Source organism: Microbacterium sp. JC 701, from assembly GCF_021026215.1.
In the GTDB taxonomy this organism is placed as follows: Bacteria; Actinomycetota; Actinomycetes; order Actinomycetales; family Microbacteriaceae; genus Microbacterium; species Microbacterium algihabitans.
In genome coordinates this window covers 759,933-777,019 of sequence record NZ_JAJNCV010000001.1, presented here as the reverse complement: position 1 = coordinate 777,019, position 17,087 = coordinate 759,933, and the positions used below count along the sequence as shown (strand labels likewise).

The window sequence follows — 17,087 nt, the reverse complement described above, 5'->3', positions numbered from 1 at the left end:
AGGCTCAGCCGACCACCATATGAGGGCAGGGGGAATCGAGGAGCGCAAAGTCCAAGCATACGCGGGAGGACTCGCCGTGTCCAGTCCAATTCTTGACGCGTCTGCGGACCTGCGGTATAACCGCGTGCGCCCGTCCGGCATTCCCCTCGCGGGCACCGTTCAGCCGCGCCGGAATCGCACCCGATCGCCCGGCCGCACCTGCGCGAGCGCGTCGAGCGCGGCATCCGGAACCACCCCCATCACGGGGTAGCCGCCGGTCACGGGACCGTCGGCCAGCAGGATCACCGGGCGCCCGTGCGGGGGGACCTGGATCGCCCCGGGGCGCATGCCCTCGCTGGGCAGCTCCTCGTGGCGCACGCGCGCGAGGGCGGGGCCGTCGAGGCGGATGCCGATGCGGTCGAGGTCGGGCGAGACGGTCCAGGTCGTCTCGATCACGGCGTCGACGGCGGCGGGGGCGAACCACTCCGCCCGGGGTCCGGGCCCGAGCCCCACCTCGAGCACCGACGGCGGCACCGACCAGAGGAACCCGTCGATCGCGGGGATCTCGCCGACCGCGGCTCCGCTGTGCACGACGGCGTCCGCCTGCAGCGGCGCGGGGCCGAGACCGGCGAGCACATCGGTCGCACGGGAGCCGAGGGCGGTGGGCGCGTCGACTCCCCCGCGGATCGCGAGGTACAGCCGCAGGCCCGCGCGGGCGGGCGCGATCGACAGCTCGGCGCCGGCGGGCAGCAGCAGGGGCGCGTAGGCGTCGGCGGCGCGGCCGTCGACGGAGACGTCGGCGAGCGCACCCGTCACGGCGACCCAGGTGTCGACCTCGGCCCGTGCGCGGAAGCCGCCGAGGGTGATTTCGATGCCCGCGGCCGACTCGGCGTTGCCGACGAGGCGGTTCGCGATGCGCAGCGCTGCCCGGTCGAGGGCGCCGGAGCGTGCCACCCCGAGGGACGCGCGGCCGGGGCGCCCGAGGTCCTGCACGGTGGCGAGCGGGCCGGGCGCGAGGATGCGCAGGGCGGGGGTCGCCTGCCGGGCGGACACCGGGGGTGGCGCAAGGACCCGGCCGGTGTCTCCCTTGACCCGCACCCGCACCCGCGCGGGCACGAATCGCACGCGGGCTCGGGGCGGCAGCAACACGGGCTCGGCGGCATCCGGATCGAACAGCACCGCGTCGGTCGAGGCGATCAGCCGCCACCCTCCCGGGGTGTCGCGCGGATACGCACCGGTGAAGGAGGCCGCGAGGCCGACGGCTCCCGCGGGGACCCGCGTGCGCGGCCGGGCGAGACGCGGCACGTCGAAGGGCCAGTCCGGGCTCACGAGATAGGCGAAGCCGGGTGCGAAGCCGGTGAACGCCACCGTCCACTCCGCGGCGCGGTGGCGGGCGACGAGGTCGTCGGGGCGGATGCCGAGGAGCTCGGCGGTGTCCACCAGGTCGACGCCGTCGTAGCGCACGGGCACCTCGACACGGGGCCCGGGGGGCGCGGCATCCGGAACCGCCGTCTCGGCCGCACGCACCCAGGCGCCTACGACCGCCGCGGAGGTGCGGCGCGGGTCGAAGGACACCAGCACCGTGCGGGCGGCCGGCACGAGATCGTCGACGCCGGGGAGAGGATCCGCGGCGAGCGCCGCGTGCAGACGCGTGACGGCCGCGAGGTCGGCCACCTCGGCGAGCACGGCGCGCTCCCCCATCGGCCGCAGGATCACCACGGGGCGCGCACCTCGACACCGGCGTCGTCGAGGGCCGAGCGCACGGCCCGCGCCATCGCCACCGCGGCGGGGGTGTCGCCGTGCAGGCAGAGCGACGCGGCGCGCACCTCGAGCGTCGTCCCCTCGACCGTCTCGACGAGGCCGTCGCGCACGAGGCGCACCGCGCGTTCCGCCACGACCGCGGGATCGTCGACCAACGCCCCCGGTTCGTCGCGCGGGACGAGGCCCCCGACACGGGTGTAGCCGCGGTCGAGGAAGGCCTCGTGCACGAAGGGAAGGTCCGCGGATGCCGCGGCCCCGGCGATCGCACCGGGCATGCCCAGCACGGGCAGGGCGCGGCCGAGCCGCGCGGAGAGGTCGGCGACGGCGGCGACGACGGCCTCCGCCTGCCGGTGGTCGACGGTGACCGCGTGATAGAGGGCGCCGTGCGGCTTGACGTAGCGGAGGTCCGCCCCGGCGGCGGCGAGAGCGGAGAGCTGGCGGGAGACCCCCGCGCGCAGATCCGCGGGGTCGGGGTCGCGGCGGATCCGACCGAAGTTCGCGCGATCGTCGTACGACGGGTGGGCCCCCACGGCGACGCCGAAGCGCGCGGCCCGCTCGACCGACGCCCGCATCGACGCGGCATCTCCCGCGTGCCCACCGCACGCGACGTTCGCGCTCGAGATGACGGCGAACATCGCCTCGTCGTCGGCCGTGGGCACACCGTCGACGGTCTCGCCGAGGTCGGCGTTCAGGTCCACCCGCATGCCGCCACGGTACCGGCGGGCGGCCCGACACGGGCGGGCGCGGGGCGGGCCGCGGGTTAGCGTTGACGCATGGCACGGATGCGCGTGGAACCCGACGATGCTCCGACGGCGCGCCTGTCGGACGGATCCCTCGCCCGCGTCACGCCCTCGGGCTTCGTCTCGGGCTTCGAACTGGTGGTCGACGGCACGCCGCAGTCGCACGTCGACCTCGACGATCCCACGCACCTGCACTTCGAGTACGTGGCGCGCATGGGTGCCGTCATCGACAGACTCCGGATGCCGGGGCAACCCCTCACCGCCGTGCACCTGGGTGCGGGGGCGCTGACCCTGCCGCGGTACGTCGAGGCCACGCGGCCCGGATCGCGCCAGCAGGTCATCGAGCTCGAGCCGGCGCTCTGGGACCTCGTGCGGGAGAACCTCCCCCTCCCCCGCGGCGCCGCCGTGCGCGTGCGCATCGGCGACGCCCGCGCGGGCGTCTCGCGGTTGCCCGCCGGGCTCACCGGCGCGGTCGACCTCCTCGTGAGCGACGTCTACTCCGGCGCGCAGACGCCGGCCCACCTGACGACCGTGGAGTTCTACCGCGACGCCGCGCGACTGCTCGCCCCCGACGGGGTGCTGTTGGTCAACGTGTCGGACGGGCCCGGCCTCGCCTTCGCCCGTCGACAGGTCGCGACGGTGCGCGCCGTCCTGCCCGAGGTGATCGTGCTCGCCGAGGTGCAGGTGCTCAAGGGGCGCCGCTTCGGCAACCTCGTGGTGGCCGCCTCCGCCGCGGCGCTCCCCGTCGAGTGGCTCCCCCGGCTCATGGCCGCCGGCCCCCACCCCGCGAAGGTCGCACAGGGCGCCGAGATCGACGAGTTCATCCGCGACGCCCGACCGGCCACCGACGCCGACGCGACGCCGTCGCCCAAGCCCTCGGCATCCATCTTCGAGAGGTGACCGCGTGGCGCGCCCGCCCGCGGGGCGCGGGCATCGCAGACTGGAACCCTGCCTGACCGAGAGGAGCGACGGTGAGCTTTATCCACGGGTACGACCCCGACACGTTGCGTGAGATCACCGACTCTCGTGAGTGCGCGGACCGTCTCGAGGAGATCGGTTCGCAGCGCAGTCTGCACGCGCTGCTCGAGCGCGTGTGGTTGCTGAAAGTGCTGGACCGCTTCGACGAGGCCCTCGACATCTCCGAGCAGTCCGTGCGCGTCGCCCGCATGGCCGGCACCCGTCGCGACCTGCTGCGCGCGCGCATCCTGCACGCCACGATCATGCAGTGCCGCGGCGCCTACGCCGCCGCCGAGCAGGAGCTCACCATGTGCGCCGAAGAGGCCGAGGGCCAGGGCTGGGCGAGCATCGCCGCCTTCGCGCTGCAGCACCGCGGCAAGGTGCACTACGACGAGGGCGATTACGAAGGCGCCCGCCGCGACTTCAAGCAGGCACTCTTCCTGCGCCAGAACTCCGGCGCGACCGACAAACAGCTCGAATCGACCCTGCTCGCGATCGACGCCGCCGACCGTCGCCGCGCTCGCGAGGTCGTCGCGAGTTGAGTGTCGGAGCTTCGGCTTAGTCTTCCGCTCATGTCCGACCTGCAGCGTGTGCGCATCTGGGCCGAGGCGCTGATCGCCCTCCACCTCGATGCGTCGTGGACGTTCGCCTTCGACAACGCCAAGCGCCGCGCGGGGCTGTGCGACTACACCCGCAAGCGCATCAGCGTGTCGCGCTACCTCACCGCCCGCTACGACGACGACACCAACCACCAGACGCTGCTGCACGAGGTGGCGCACGCCCTGGCGGGCCCGGCCGCGGGCCACGGCCCGGGCTGGAAGCGGGTCGCTCTCGACCTCGGTTACGTCGGCGGCACGACGCACGCGGGCGAGACCGCCAACGAGCTCGCCCCGTGGGTGGGCACCTGCCCGGCCGGTCACATCGCCTATCGACACCGCCGGGCCACCCGGCCGACCTCGTGCGCGCGCTGCGCCCCGTCGTTCGACCCGCGCTTCGCGCTGACGTGGGAGCACCGCGAGATCAGCACCGCGACACGTCTGGCGGCGGCGACGCCGCGCTGAGCCGGGTTCTGCGCGGCGTACCTGCTCAGGCGGGGCCGAACACCCCGTCGCGCAGCACGGGGACGACGGATGCCGCGTCGCGGGCCGCCGCGTGCAGCACGCCGTCGCGACCGCCGTCGGCCGCCAGCGCCCGCCCCGTGCCGCTCGCGGTGAGCAGATGCCGCACGGCGCCCCCGAGGGCGCGGAACCCTTCTCCCGCGACCGCGGCATCGGGCGACGCGTGGTCGATGCCGAGGTCGCCGAGCGCCGCGATCACCGCTCCCGCCCCGAGCAGGTCGTCGACCGCGAAGCGGACAGCCTCGTCGCCGTCGGGGTACCCGGCCGCGACGATCGAGATGCTCGTACGCTCTCCGCGCGCTCGCTGCACCGCGAGCACGTGGTCGGCGACCGCGGCGGCATTGCGCAGACCGCCGACGACGACGTGGGCTCCCGCGGCCTCTGCGGCGAGCGCGAGAGCCGCCGCGGGGTCGTCGTCGCCCGCCAGGTCGAGGGCAGCGCCGTGCTCCACCGCCGAGAGGGCGTGGGCGGTCAGGCCGAGGGTCTGCACGACCACGACGACGTGCGCCGGAGCGAGGCGGTCGAAGCCCCGCCGCCCCCAGTCGAAGCGGACCTGGTAGTCGGACTGCGCGTGGGGATCACTGCTCGGCATCCTTCGAGCCTAGAACGCCAGGCTCCGGCTCCGCCGCGTCAAGCCGGGGTCGATACCGACGGTCGTCGTGCAGCATGGGCCGCATGCGCATTCTGCTGAAGTTCGTCGTCGACTGCGACCCGGATGCCGCCTGGCGCGCCCTGCACTCGCCGCGCGCCGTGGCGGAGCTCTACGGTCCCCTGCTCGATGTGGAGGCGCTCGGCACGATGCCCACGTCGTTCGAATCAGGCGATGACGTGCCCGTGCAGATGAGCGTGGCAGGACTCGTGCCGGTCGGACGCCAGCTCATCTCGGTGGCCGATCGGGAGACGCGCGACGGAAACGGCCGGGTGCGCGTGTTCCGCGACTGGGGCGTGCCGCTGACCGGTCCGCTCGCGGCGCTCGACGTGTGGGACCACCAGATGGCGGTGTCTGCGGCTCCGGGCGATCCGTCGAAGACCCTCTGGCGCGAACGGCTGACCATCGGCGGCGCCGCGGCGCCCGCGCTGTGGCCGGGACTGTGGGCGACCTGGCAGTGGCGCGCGACGCGCATCAAGGCCCTCGCCCCGACCTGGGCGCACGACCCGGAGTCCGAGCCCGAGCCCGAGAGCCCCGCCTCGTCATGACCGTGCTGTCGGTGCGCTCCGCGAGGCCCGCCGACGGTCGGCGCATCGCTCAGGTGCACGTGCGGAGCTGGACGGAGGCGCACGCCGGGACCATGCCGCAATCGCTTTCGGACGCTCTCGATGAGGACCTGTCGGCCTGGCGCTGGGAAGTACGCCTGGCCGGAGGCACCCCTGCCGGCGCCGAACGACTGGGTGACGCCTGGGTCGCCGACGTCGACGGGCGCGTCGTCGGGTTCGCCTCGGCCGGCCCCACCCGCGATCCCGACCTCCCCGCGGACCAGCGCGAGCTCTACGCGCTCTATGTGCTCGCGCAGCACCACGGCACGGGGGTCGGGCCCGCGCTGCTCGAGGCCGCGCTGGGAGGCGAACCCGCAAGCCTGTGGGTGCTCGACGGCAACGACCGTGCCGTCGCGTTCTACCTCAAGCACGGCTTCCGCCCCGACGGTGCCCGTCGCGACGACGACCGCTGGGGAGACCCCCTTCACCAGGTACGCCTCTCGCGCTCCTGACAGGCGGTGCGGCTCAGGCCAACCCGTGCCGATAGGCGAAGACCACGAGCTGCACGCGGTCGCGCAGAGCGAGCTTGGTGAGGATCCGGCTGATGTGGGTCTTCACCGTCGCCTCCGACAAGAACTCGCGCTCCGCGATCTCGGCGTTGCTCAACCCCGCAGCGGCGAGGGCGAAGATCTCGCGCTCGCGCTCGGTGAGCGCGCCGAACGACGCAGGCACGGGCTCGGTCGACCCGGCGTCGGCGATGTGGGCGAAGAGCTCCCGCGTGGCCTGGGCCGCGATCACCGCGGATCCCGCGTGCACGGTGCGCACCGCCGACAGGAGGAATTCCGGTTCGGAGTCCTTCAAGAGGAAGCCGCTGGCACCGCCCTGGATCGCGCGCGCCGCCGCCTCGTCGAGGTCGAAGGTGGTCAGCACGATCACGCGCGGCGGCTCGGGCTCGCGCAGGATCTCGGCAGTGGCGGTCAGGCCGTCCATCACCGGCATCCGCACGTCCATGAGCACGATGTCGGGCCGCACCTGGCGCACCACCTCGATCGCCTCGCGCCCGTCGGAGGCCTCGCCGACGACCTCGAGGTCGTTCTGCGAGTCGATCACCATGCGGATACCCGCGCGGAACAGGGACTGATCGTCGACGAGGACGATGCGGACGGGGGCGGTCATGACGGCGCCACCTCTCTGGAATCGCGAAGGGGTCGGCATCCACTCTGCCCCGCCGACGCTCGCCGCGTCGACGCCGCGCTCACGCCCGCGCGCCGATCGGCAGGCTCGCCCGCACGGCGAACTCGCCGTACTCGGGCCCGGCCGTGAGCCACCCGCCCACGAGTTGCGCGCGCTCGCGCATGCCGATGAGTCCATGTCCACCCGACGCGACCGGGGCCGTGGAGGGGGCGGATGCCGTGCCCCGGGCGTTGCGCACCGAGAGGTCGACGCGGTCGGGCCACCAGCCCAGGTGCACGCGCACCTCTCCCCCGGCACCGTGTCGGAGCGCGTTGGTCAGGGCCTCCTGCATGATCCGGTAGACCGCCAGCTGGATGGCCGCGGGCGGCTCTCCGGGCGGCTGCGGGTCGACGTGCACGTCGAGGGCGAGTCCCGCGGCGCGCATGCGATCGAACAGCGCGTGCAGGTCGGCGAGCGTCGGTTGGGGACCCTCGCCCTGACTGTGGCGGAGCTGAGTGAGCAGGAGACGCACGTCGGTGAGCGCCGCGCGCGCGGTCGACGAGATCGTCGTGAGCGCCTCCGCCGTCGCGGCCGGATCCGACGCCGCGGCGTAGCGCGCCCCGTCGGCCTGCGCGATGACCACCGCGAGCGAGTGAGCCACGACGTCGTGCATGTCGCGGGCGATGCGCACGCGCTCCTGCTCGGCGATGGTCTGCGCCTCGGCCGCGCGCTGGGCCCGACTGGTGTCGGCCGCGCGCATCGCCGTGCGCACGAGCGCGCCCGACACCCACGACAGCATCAGGGCGAATCCGGATGCCAGCAGCAGAGCGACCAGCGCGAACCACTCGTTCGGCGAGGGAAGCGCGGTCATCCCGCGACCCACGAGATACAGCGGCACGATGACCGCTCCCGCGATGCCCGACGCGAAGCCGCTCCAGAACACGCGCCGGGAGCCGTAGGCGGCGGTGGTGTACAACACCGCGAAGATCGCCACGTCGGTGGGCGAGGGTTCGCGACCGAAACCCATCTGCAGCAGCGCGCCCGCCCACGCGAGGGACAGCCCCAGCGCGGGGTGGAGGCGTCGGAAGGCGACCGCGCCGGTGAAGGCGAGCGTGACGAACACGGCGCCGGCGATTCCACCGAAGCTCGTGGCGCCCGAGGTCTCGATCGCCAGCGCGATGAGGAAGAACGCCGCGGCGACCGAGAGATCGGTGATCAGCTGCGCGCGAGTGAGAGAGCGGAGGACGAACATCACCGCAACGCTACGCGGGGGCCTCCGACACGGCATCCGCCGCAGGATGTATCCGCGTGTACCTCGCGGGGATCAGGCGGGGAACTCGGCGGGTTCGATGGGCCGCGCCTCGAAGAAGGTCTGCAGCACCACCGTGGTGCGCGTGTTCACCTGGGCGGCGGCGCGGATGTCGCGGATGAGCGCCTCGAGGTCGCGCGGGGTGGGCACGCGGACGAAGAGCATGTACGCCGCCTCACCGGCGATCGAGTGGCACGCCTCGATCGCGCTCAGGTGCGCGAGCAGTTCGGGGGCGTTGTCGGGTTGAGCGGGATCGAGCGGGGTGATCTCGACGAACGCGGCGAGGGGGCGCCCGAGGGCCTCGGCGTCGAGGATCGGCCGGTAACCCTGCACGATCCCCCGGGCCTCGAGGCGCCGCAGCCGCGACTGCACGGCCGAGACCGACAGGCCGACGCGATCGGAGAGATGCGACAGGGTGGCGCGCGCGTCGATCGAGATCTCGCGCACGATCGCGGCATCGACGGAATCCTCCAGTCGCGCTGCGCGGGAGGGTGCCTCGGTCATGCGCTCGACAGTAGCAGTGCGGGAAAACGGCGCTCTGGCGCATGCCGTAAGTTTTCCGTTAGCATGGCGTTTTGACAGGAATATTTCCACCCTCGATCGGAGGATGCCATGACCATCGCGACGCCCACCCGTGCCGGCCACGAGCTGCTCGACGGACACACCGTCGACACGGTCGAACGGACCCCCGCATGGACGCGGCTGAAGACCGCCGCCACCGCCCTGCAGGCACTGCAGGCGAAGGACGGCTCGATCGAGGACACCGCTGCCGCCTCCCCCCTCATCGACGAGGTCATCCAGTCCCTCGACGCGCTCGCGCCGCTCTTCCCGCACGATGAGGCGTACCTCGCCGCGTCGGTCGTCGACTTCCGCCGCTGGCGCGACGAGGGGCTCGGCGTGCCCGACTTCCTCGACTCCCTCGTGGCGTTCCAGCCCCAGGAGCACCGGGTCGACGGCATCCGCCACCTCGTCGTCTTCCCGATGTACACCCAGAACGGCTCGAGCGACCGCCACGTCGAAGCCCTCATCGTCGAGGCGATCTGGCCCGAGTTCATCGCGCGGCTCGAGACCGAGTACACCAACCGCCTGTTCGTCTCGCTGCGTCTGGTCGACTTCACCTCGGGCTACGACACGAACTCGGCCGTGCTCTTCCCCGAGACCGTGGCGATGCGCGAGATCCCGACCTTCACGTGGGGCGCGATCTTCCAGGACCGCGAGGCCGCGCGGTACCGCCGGGTGACCCGCGCCGCCGCCGACATCACCAAGCTCGAGCTGCCCGCCGCCGCCGCCCGCATGCTCGACGACCAGGCGCTCACCGAGCAGACGTTCGTGATGTGGGACCTCATCCACGACCGCACGCACATGCGCGGCGACCTGCCGTTCGACCCGTTCATGATCAAGCAGCGGATGCCGTTCTTCCTCTACTCGCTCGAGGAGCTGCGTTGCGACCTCACCGCGTTCCGCGAGTGCGTCTCGCTGCAGGCGCGCCTGTCCCTTCGACAGGCTGAGGGAGCGGAGCTGGACGCCACCGAGAAGACGATGCTCGAGCACGCCGAGCTCGTGCAGTACGCCGTGATCTTCGATCGCATCTTCCGCTTCGCCATCACCGGCTCGCGCGTGCGCAACTACGACGGCCTCGGCGGACAGCTGCTGTTCGCGTGGCTGCACCAGCACCGCGTGCTGCACTGGACCGACACCTCGCTCGCGTTCGACTGGGACGAGGTGCCCGCCGCGGTCATTGCCCTCGCCGACGCGATCGACGAGCTGTACTGGCGCTCGATCGACCGCCCGAAGGTCGCCCACTGGCTCGCGGCCTACGACCTCGTGCGCGGGGTCGTCACGCCCCACCCCGCCTCGGTGTGGGCGCGCGGACTGTCCGACGAGGTGCTCGCGGGACTGCCGAAGGGGTACACCGACGCGGTGCTCGACGACGAGTTCCCGCTGTCGATGTTCTTCGAAGCGCTCGAGAAGAAGATGCGCCCCGTGATCGCCTCGACCGAGGGCATCCGCGGCACGGACTGACGAAGGGGCCGACATGACCGATCGCACCGACGAAGGAGTGAACGGGCGGCTGGTGCTGCTCGCCGGCGGAACGAGCGCGGTGGGTCGCGCGAGCGCCCGCGCGCTCGTCGACGCCGGGGCGCGGGTGATGATCGTCGGCTCCGATGCCGAACGGGTGGCCGCTGCGGCGGCCGAGGCGCCGGGGGCGTTCACCGAGGTGTGCGATCTGACGGATCCGGATGCCGTGACCGCCCTGCGTGATCGCGTGCACGCCGCGCACGCCAGTGTCGACGGCCTGTTCCCCCTCGTCGGCGGCTGGCGCGGCGGGGGCGGACTGGCCGGTCAGAACGACGACGACCTCGCCTTCCTGATGCGTTCGTTCACGGCGTTGCGGCTGATCACCCGCGCGTTCGACGCCGACCTGCGCTCCTCCCCCGCGGGTCGCCTCGCGATCGTCTCGTCGACCGCGGTCGCCCGCCCCCTCGCGGGCGGAGCGAACTACGCGGCGGTCAAGGCGGCCAGCGAAGCGTGGGTGCGCGCTGTCGCGCAGGGGTACGCGAAGGCCGCGCGAGACGACGCACGTGAGGTGTCGTCAGCCGCGGTGATCCTGCGGGTGCGGAGTCTCGAAGGACTCGAGTCCGCCGTGGCCTCGGCCTTCGTCGCGTTGTGGGACGACGCGGCCGATGCCTGGAACGACGTCGTGATCGAGATCGGCGCCGGCGGCTAGGACGCGGACCGGTCGGGGTCGGACGGCTGGGCTGCGGCCTGGCGTTCGGCGGGGGCCTTTCGTTCGGCGGATCGCTTGGCCCCGGCGGCATCCGTCTCGCCCGGGTCGGCCACCTCGGCGTTGACCGTCGCCTCGCTGTACTGGCGCGAAAGGATCCGGTACGAGCGGGTCAGGAACGCGAGCGCGCCGATCACCACCATGACGAGGCCAGCGATGAGGAAGACGAGGGCGATCCCCCGCGACTGCCCCTCGCCGAGCAGCCAGCCCCACGTGGCCCGGCCGCTGTCGTCGTTCATATAGGGGATGATCAGGAACTGCGCGATCGGGGCGATGAGGAACGACGTCACCGGCGCGGCCGCCGACTCGAACGCCGCCGCGAAGCCGAAGACGCGCCCCTGCGTCGCGAAGGGCACGACCTTCTGGATGACCGTCTGCTCGGCCGCCTCGACGGGCGGGATGAGCGCCATGTAGACCCAGATGCCGAGGGCGTAGAGCCACCACCAGTCGCGCAGCGTGAACACCGCGCCGAGCACGCCCATGCCGATGACGATCCACAGCATCGTGCGGATGGGGTTCTTGCCGAGGCCGAACTTCGCCACCAGCCCGCCGCCGATGATGAACCCGGTCGCCGTGACACCGAGCACGATGCCCCAGATCTTCACGTCGAACAGCTCGAGTCCGTAGGGGTCCATCAGCGCCATGTAGACGCCGCCGATGAGGTTGTTGAACGTCGAGAAGATGATCAGTGCGAACAGGCCCGGCGCGGAGCGGACCGCGCGGGTGGCCCCGCGCAGATCGACCAGGGGCCCGGGCTCGTCGGCGGCTGCGGGGCGGTCTTCGGGGATGCGGATGGTCAGAAGGTGCACGAGCGCCAAGGCCGTGCACACCAGGGCGATCGCGAGCGTCCACCCCATGCCGAGGAAACCGACCGACAGGCCGCTGAAGACGCTGGTGACGACGAAGGCGAGGCCCTGCACCGTGCCCACCAGTCCGTTGGCGTTGGCGTGCCGTTCGACGGGGACGAGGAGCGTCACGGTGGTCGAGAGCGCGATGTTGCGCATGTTCTCGACGACCGATCCGGCGAGGATGATGCCGGAGAACAGCCAGAACCACGGTTCGCCCAGATCGAGCAGCACGGCCTCGGGGAACGCGAGCCAGAGCGCGCCCGCCAAGAGGAACGCCGTGAGCGTGATCACGCCCGAGAACACCATGACGCGATGCTTGCGGTGCCGGTCGACGAGCGAGCCGAACACCATCGCGAACACGGCGAGCAGCAGCATATAGGCACCGCCGACGATGCCCGTGGCCAGCACCGACCGCGTCTCGAGGTAGACCCAGAAGGTCAGGGCGAACCACAGGAAGCTGGTGGTCACGTTGGCCGCGGCCGTGTTGATGAGCACGGCGAGGAAGGTGCGGTTGCCTCCCGCCGGGGCGGCGATCGCACCGGCGCCGACGGCGGCGGACGGCTGCGGTTCGGACATGGGGGTCACGTTAGACCGAACCTCCGACATCGACCAGGGCACCACCGTCACCGCTCGCGCGCTCGTGCTCGGGTGGCCCCGCGCGCACGGGCGGCACCATCACCGGGCGTCGCGTGTGCTCGGGCGACCCGGGGCGCTGCGGCGGCCCGGCGCGCTCGGGCAACCCTGCGCACTCCCACATCCCGGCGCGCTCGTCCAACCGCGTGCGCTCAGTCGATGAGGCGGCGGATGTCGGCGGCGGTGAGGGGCGGCCCACCCGCGATCGACTCGCCCGCGAAGGTCTCGCCCTCGGTGCCGTCGAGCACCTTGGCGAACAGCTCGGCCTTCGCCTCGCGCAGGGCCACGACCTTCTCTTCGACCGTGTCGGATGCCACGAGTCGATAGACGATCACGGGGCGCGTCTGACCGATGCGGTGAGCGCGGTCGATCGCCTGCTCTTCGACGGCGGGGTTCCACCACGGGTCGAGCAGCACGACGTAGTCGGCCTCGACCAGGTTCAGACCCACGCCTCCCGCCTTGAGCGAGATGAAGAATGCGGGGTCGTCGCCGTCGCGGAAGCGATCGATCTCGGCCTGCCGGTGCGTCGTCGCTCCGTCGAGGTAGGCCGAGCCGAGTCCCGCATCGGCGCACCGCTGCCGCGCCGCCCGGAGGAACCGCGTGAACTGGCTCAGGACGAGCACGCGATGCCCCTCGGCGGCGGCCTCGGTGACGAGGTCGACGAGGGCGTCGAGCTTGGCCGACGGCGCCTCGCCCTCGTCGGTCAGCGCGGGATCGAGCGCGAGTTGCCGCAGCAGGGTGAGCGACCGGAAGATCGCGAAACGATTGCCGTCGACGTCGTCGAGCAGGCCGAGCAGGCGCTGGCGCTCGCGATGGAAACGCCGATCGTAGATTTTGCGGTGCGCCGGGTGGAGGGTCACCTCGATCACCTGCTCCTGCTTGGGGGGCAGCTCCGAAGCGACGAGCTCCTTCGTGCGCCGCAGGAGGAACGGACGGATCCGGCTGCGCAGCAGCTCGAGGCGTGAGGGGTCGGAGTTCTTCTCGATCGGCGCGCGGTACCGGGCGGAGAAGGATTCGCGCGTCCCGAGGAGACCAGGGGCCACGAGCGACACCAGCGCCCAAAGCTCCTGCAGGTTGTTCTCCATCGGGGTGCCGGTGACCACGAGCGTGAACGGCACCGCCAGCGCACGCGCCGCGCGGTAGCCGCGCGAGGCGGGGTTCTTGATCTGCTGGGCCTCGTCGAGCACGACGCCCGACCACGAGACGGCGGCGTACTGCTCCTGCTCGAGTCGCATGAGGGCGTAGCTCGTCACCACGACATGCGCCCCCTCGGCCACCTCGGCGATGGGTGCGCCTCGACGAGCCTGCGTCGAGGTGACGACGGCGACTCGGAGTCCGGGCGCGAAGGTCGCGCACTCGCGAGCCCAGTTGCCCACCACGCTGGTGGGCGCGACGATCAGGAACGGCGGCGCGTCCGCGTCGGCGGTGCGCACGGTCTCCATCAGCGCGATCGTCTGCACCGTCTTGCCGAGTCCCATGTCGTCGGCGAGGACCCCGCCGAGGCCGTTCGACCACAGGAAGGACAGCCAGTCGAGCCCTGCGCGCTGGTAATCGCGGAGCGTCGCGCGCAGCCCCGGCGGCGGTTCGACCGGCACGATCGCCGCCTCGTCGGTCAGCCCGCGCACGCGCAACCACCAATCGGCCTCTTGCGCCGCGATCATGCCGAGCTCGGCGAGGTCGTCCCACAACCCGACGTTGTAGCGGTTGATCGACAGATCGGCCCCGGGCCGATCGGCGAGGGCGCGCGCTTCGTCGATCACCTCCCGCAACCGGTCGAATGCCTCCGAGTCGAGTCGCACGTACGAGCCGTCGCCGAGGAACAATGCGCGATCGCCGTTCGCGAGGGCCGTGTAGAGATCGGCGAAGTCGACCTCGATCTCGCCCACGCTGACCCGCGCATGCAGGTCGAACCAGTCGCTGCCGTCGTCATCACCCGTCGAGAGGTGGACGGACGGTTCGGCGTCGGCCGGCCGATAGCGGACGGTTTCGCCGGAGACCGTGACCCGGACGTCGTCGAGACCGCGAAGTCGCGGCAGCGCCTCTCCCTCGAGGATCGCCGCGACCGGGGCGGGCAGGATCGCGGGGGACGACTCCCCCACCGCCCGCGGATCGGGGAGCTCGAGGCCGAACTCCTCCGCCGTGGCGCGAACGGCGGCGCCGACGCGGGCCTCGTGATCCTCGTCGCGTCGCCCTCTCGTGGGGGTGCGATCCCAGCGCAGCCGGACCGACGTCCGACCGACCCCGTGCTCGACGAGCACCTCGAGCAGGTTGCACGGGGCCGGCGGGAGGTCGACGGAGCCGCTCGGCGAGACGACGGGGCCCTCGAGCTGCAGGCGGGGCAGGTACTCGCTCACGAAGGTGTCGGTGGCGGCGTCGATCGAGAGGGCGTCGGGCTGCGCCAGGAGGGCACGGACGGGGCCTGCGACCGGGGACGCGAACCGCGCGAGCGTGATGCGTTCGTCGACGCCGTCGCGGTCGTCGACGACGGCGACGGCGACCGCCGGGTCGCCGATCACCCACGACGGCAGGCCCGCAGCATCGTCGGCGAGGCCCTGCACCACTCCGCGCACCTCCAGCGCATCGCCGATGCGCTCGACGGACACTGCGGCCGTGACGGTCTCGTCCGGGATGCGCACGGGGTGGTGGGCTGCGCCGCCCGAGACGAGCGGCACCCCCGCCGCGATGACGGCCTCGAGCTGCAGCCAGAGCGAGTGCGGAGGGACCGCCGACAACGGCATCCATTCGTCGGAGAGGAAGACGCCGTTCGCGGAGCGGCCCAGGCGGCCGAGGCTGTCGAGGGCCGCGCGGGCACGCGGTTCGGCCGGGAGCGCGGGCAAGCTCGACCACCCGGCCCGGCCCTTGATCCACGTGCCGCGGGTGCCCCGGATTCCGGGGCGCACGGCCGGGGTGAGAGCCGCCCCGCGCCCGAAGCCGCCCGTGCGGCGCATCGAGAGGAACAGGCAGAGGTCGGCGGAGGGCTCTTCGAGAGCCGGAGGGACGACCTCGAAGAGCTCGTCGAGCGACCGCTGCCACGCGGGCCGGCGTGGGCGGCCGACCGCGAGCATGCGATCGAAGAGCACCAGGGCCGCGGCGCAGGAGTGCTCGCACTCGGGCCCGCGCCCGCACGAGCACCAGCCCGAGACACGCGAGAAGTCGGTCGGCACACGCAGTTCGAGGTGCTCGTATCCCGTCGGCCCGAACGACTGCGCCGTCGCCACCACCACGCCGTCGTACGCCTTGGCGTCGCCCACCTCGACCGAGCCGTAGATGAGCAGCCGGTCGGCCCGGGTCATCGCGCCCGACGAGAACATCTCGCCGGCGATGCTGATCGCCTCGGGGTCCATGTGCATCCCGTCATTCTCTCCGGGGCGGACGACATCGGGCCGCCGCACCGGCGGAGAAGTGGATAGTCCGACCACATCTCCCGATGGGGAGGAGGGGTGGGCTCGGCGGTCGTTACGCTGGAGAAGTGACCACCCTCCACGACTCCTCGGTGCGCGGTTTCGCCTCCGACAACTACTCCGGCATCCACCCCGATGTCCTCGCCGCGATCTCTGCCGCCAACGAAGGCCATCAGGTCGCCTACGGCGAAGACGTCTACACCGCCCGCCTCCAGGAGCTGTTCGTCTCGCTCCTCGGCGACGGCGTCGAGGCCTACCCGGTCTTCAACGGCACGGGCGCCAACGTCGTCGGCCTGCAGTCGATGCTCCCCCGCTGGGGCGCCGTGATCTCGGCATCCACCGCGCACATCAACGTCGACGAGGGCGGCGCCCCCGAGCGCGTCGGCGGCATCAAGCTGCTGACCGTTCCGACCGACGACGGCAAGCTGACCCCCGAACTCGTCGACCGCGAAGCCTGGGGCTGGGGCGACGAGCACCGCGCGCAGCCGCTGGTCGTCTCGATCACGCAGTCGACCGAACTCGGCACGCTCTACACGGTCGACGAGATCCGCGAGCTCGCGGCCCACGCCCACGGCCACGGCATGCGCCTGCACATGGACGGTGCGCGCATCTCGAACGCCGCCGCGGCCCTCGACGTTCCGCTGCGGGCCTTCACGCGCGACGCCGGCGTCGACGTGCTGAGCTTCGGAGGAACGAAGAACGGCGCGATGATCGGCGAGGCCATCGTCGTGCTCGACCCCGAGGCCTCCACCGGCCTCACCTACCTGCGCAAGCTCGACATGCAGCTGTCGAGCAAGATGCGGTTCGTGTCGGCGCAGCTGGTCGCCCTGCTCGAGAACGACCTGTGGCTGACGAACGCGCGACACTCCAACGCGATGGCGCAGCGGCTGCGCCAGGGCATCGAGGCCGGTCTCGCCGACGGCTCGATCCAGGGCGTGGAGTTCACCCAGCCGACGCAGGCCAATGGCGTGTTCGCGATCCTCCCGGCCGGCGTCGCCGACCGCCTGCGCCAGAGCTTCCGCTTCTACGACTGGGACGAGCTGCGCCGCGAAGTGCGCTGGATGTGCTCGTTCGACACGACCGAGGCCGACATCGACGCCTTCATCGCGGCGATCTCGCGCGAGACGACGGCCTGAGCTCGCGCCACCACGCACTCGCGTCGCGCCCAGGGCCGCGGCATCCGGAAAGG

The 17,087-nt window shown here is 72.3% G+C and carries 16 protein-coding genes; 8 read left to right on the top strand and 8 right to left on the bottom strand.

Going from position 1 to position 17,087, the window contains the following annotated elements:
• Positions 1-159: 159 nt before the first annotated feature.
• Positions 160-1,698, bottom strand: coding sequence for an urea amidolyase family protein (locus LPW41_RS03710; RefSeq protein ID WP_230704157.1), 1,539 nt, complete (start codon positions 1,696-1,698; stop codon positions 160-162).
• Entirely contained in the window at positions 1,692-2,444 is a 753-nt protein-coding gene (gene pxpA / locus LPW41_RS03705) for a 5-oxoprolinase subunit PxpA (protein ID WP_230704156.1), read from the bottom strand. The genes LPW41_RS03710 and pxpA overlap by 7 nt, the downstream gene beginning before the upstream one ends.
• A 69-nt stretch (positions 2,445-2,513) precedes the next feature.
• On the opposite strand from pxpA, the gene LPW41_RS03700 reads away from it, so the two are divergent.
• The 3 genes from LPW41_RS03700 to LPW41_RS03690 all read left to right on the top strand — a co-directional run bounded on the left by LPW41_RS03700 (position 2,514) and on the right by LPW41_RS03690 (position 4,498).
• Positions 2,514-3,380: a spermidine synthase gene (locus LPW41_RS03700; RefSeq protein WP_144829823.1), complete on the top strand. Its 867-nt coding sequence runs from the start codon at positions 2,514-2,516 to the stop codon at positions 3,378-3,380.
• A 71-nt stretch (positions 3,381-3,451) separates the two neighbouring features.
• Positions 3,452-3,979, top strand: coding sequence for a tetratricopeptide repeat protein (locus LPW41_RS03695; RefSeq protein ID WP_144829826.1), 528 nt, complete (start codon positions 3,452-3,454; stop codon positions 3,977-3,979).
• A 30-nt stretch (positions 3,980-4,009) separates the two neighbouring features.
• On the top strand, positions 4,010-4,498 hold the full coding sequence (locus LPW41_RS03690) for a SprT-like domain-containing protein (RefSeq protein ID WP_230704155.1): 489 nt from the start codon (positions 4,010-4,012) through the stop codon (positions 4,496-4,498).
• 25 nt (positions 4,499-4,523) lie between these two features.
• Here the strand turns inward: LPW41_RS03690 and LPW41_RS03685 are convergent, their stop codons facing one another.
• On the bottom strand, positions 4,524-5,147 hold the full coding sequence (locus LPW41_RS03685; RefSeq protein WP_230704154.1) for a 2-phosphosulfolactate phosphatase: 624 nt from the start codon (positions 5,145-5,147) through the stop codon (positions 4,524-4,526).
• Positions 5,148-5,230: 83 nt separating this feature from the next.
• On the opposite strand from LPW41_RS03685, the gene LPW41_RS03680 reads away from it, so the two are divergent.
• Both LPW41_RS03680 and LPW41_RS03675 read left to right on the top strand, forming a co-directional pair.
• Positions 5,231-5,752, top strand: a complete 522-nt coding sequence (locus LPW41_RS03680) for a hypothetical protein (protein WP_144829835.1) — start codon at positions 5,231-5,233, stop codon at positions 5,750-5,752.
• A 92-nt stretch (positions 5,753-5,844) separates the two neighbouring features.
• Complete coding sequence (locus LPW41_RS03675; RefSeq protein ID WP_230704153.1) at positions 5,845-6,261, top strand: GNAT family N-acetyltransferase; 417 nt, start codon at positions 5,845-5,847, stop codon at positions 6,259-6,261.
• A gap of 13 nt (positions 6,262-6,274) precedes the next feature.
• Here the strand turns inward: LPW41_RS03675 and LPW41_RS03670 are convergent, their stop codons facing one another.
• The 3 genes from LPW41_RS03670 to LPW41_RS03660 all read right to left on the bottom strand — a co-directional run bounded on the left by LPW41_RS03670 (position 6,275) and on the right by LPW41_RS03660 (position 8,735).
• Positions 6,275-6,925 (bottom strand): response regulator transcription factor, encoded by a 651-nt coding sequence (locus LPW41_RS03670; protein ID WP_154096205.1) that lies wholly within the window; start codon positions 6,923-6,925, stop codon positions 6,275-6,277.
• 79 nt (positions 6,926-7,004) lie between these two features.
• Positions 7,005-8,174 carry a sensor histidine kinase gene (locus tag LPW41_RS03665; protein WP_230704152.1) on the bottom strand — a complete coding sequence of 390 codons (1,170 nt, stop codon included), beginning with the start codon at positions 8,172-8,174 and terminating at the stop codon, positions 7,005-7,007.
• 72 nt (positions 8,175-8,246) lie between these two features.
• Positions 8,247-8,735 carry an Lrp/AsnC family transcriptional regulator gene (locus tag LPW41_RS03660; protein ID WP_230704150.1) on the bottom strand — a complete coding sequence of 163 codons (489 nt, stop codon included), beginning with the start codon at positions 8,733-8,735 and terminating at the stop codon, positions 8,247-8,249.
• Between the two features lie 108 nt (positions 8,736-8,843).
• On the opposite strand from LPW41_RS03660, the gene LPW41_RS03655 reads away from it, so the two are divergent.
• Together LPW41_RS03655 and LPW41_RS03650 are read left to right on the top strand one after the other, a co-directional pair.
• Positions 8,844-10,253 carry a DUF6421 family protein gene (locus LPW41_RS03655; protein ID WP_230704149.1) on the top strand — a complete coding sequence of 470 codons (1,410 nt, stop codon included), beginning with the start codon at positions 8,844-8,846 and terminating at the stop codon, positions 10,251-10,253.
• A 13-nt stretch (positions 10,254-10,266) separates the two neighbouring features.
• On the top strand, positions 10,267-10,959 hold the full coding sequence (locus LPW41_RS03650) for an SDR family oxidoreductase (RefSeq protein WP_230704148.1): 693 nt from the start codon (positions 10,267-10,269) through the stop codon (positions 10,957-10,959).
• Here the strand turns inward: LPW41_RS03650 and LPW41_RS03645 are convergent.
• The gene (locus tag LPW41_RS03645; RefSeq protein WP_230704147.1) at positions 10,956-12,440 is read right to left on the bottom strand and encodes an MFS transporter; all 1,485 of its coding nucleotides are present in this window, start codon (positions 12,438-12,440) and stop codon (positions 10,956-10,958) included. The genes LPW41_RS03650 and LPW41_RS03645 overlap by 4 nt on opposite strands.
• Before the next feature lie 209 nt (positions 12,441-12,649).
• Complete coding sequence (locus LPW41_RS03640; RefSeq protein ID WP_230704146.1) at positions 12,650-15,847, bottom strand: DEAD/DEAH box helicase; 3,198 nt, start codon at positions 15,845-15,847, stop codon at positions 12,650-12,652.
• A 119-nt stretch (positions 15,848-15,966) separates the two neighbouring features.
• Here LPW41_RS03640 and LPW41_RS03635 point away from each other — a divergent pair, with 119 nt between their 5' ends.
• On the top strand, positions 15,967-17,034 hold the full coding sequence (locus LPW41_RS03635; protein WP_230704145.1) for a low specificity L-threonine aldolase: 1,068 nt from the start codon (positions 15,967-15,969) through the stop codon (positions 17,032-17,034).
• Positions 17,035-17,087 lie beyond the last annotated feature (53 nt).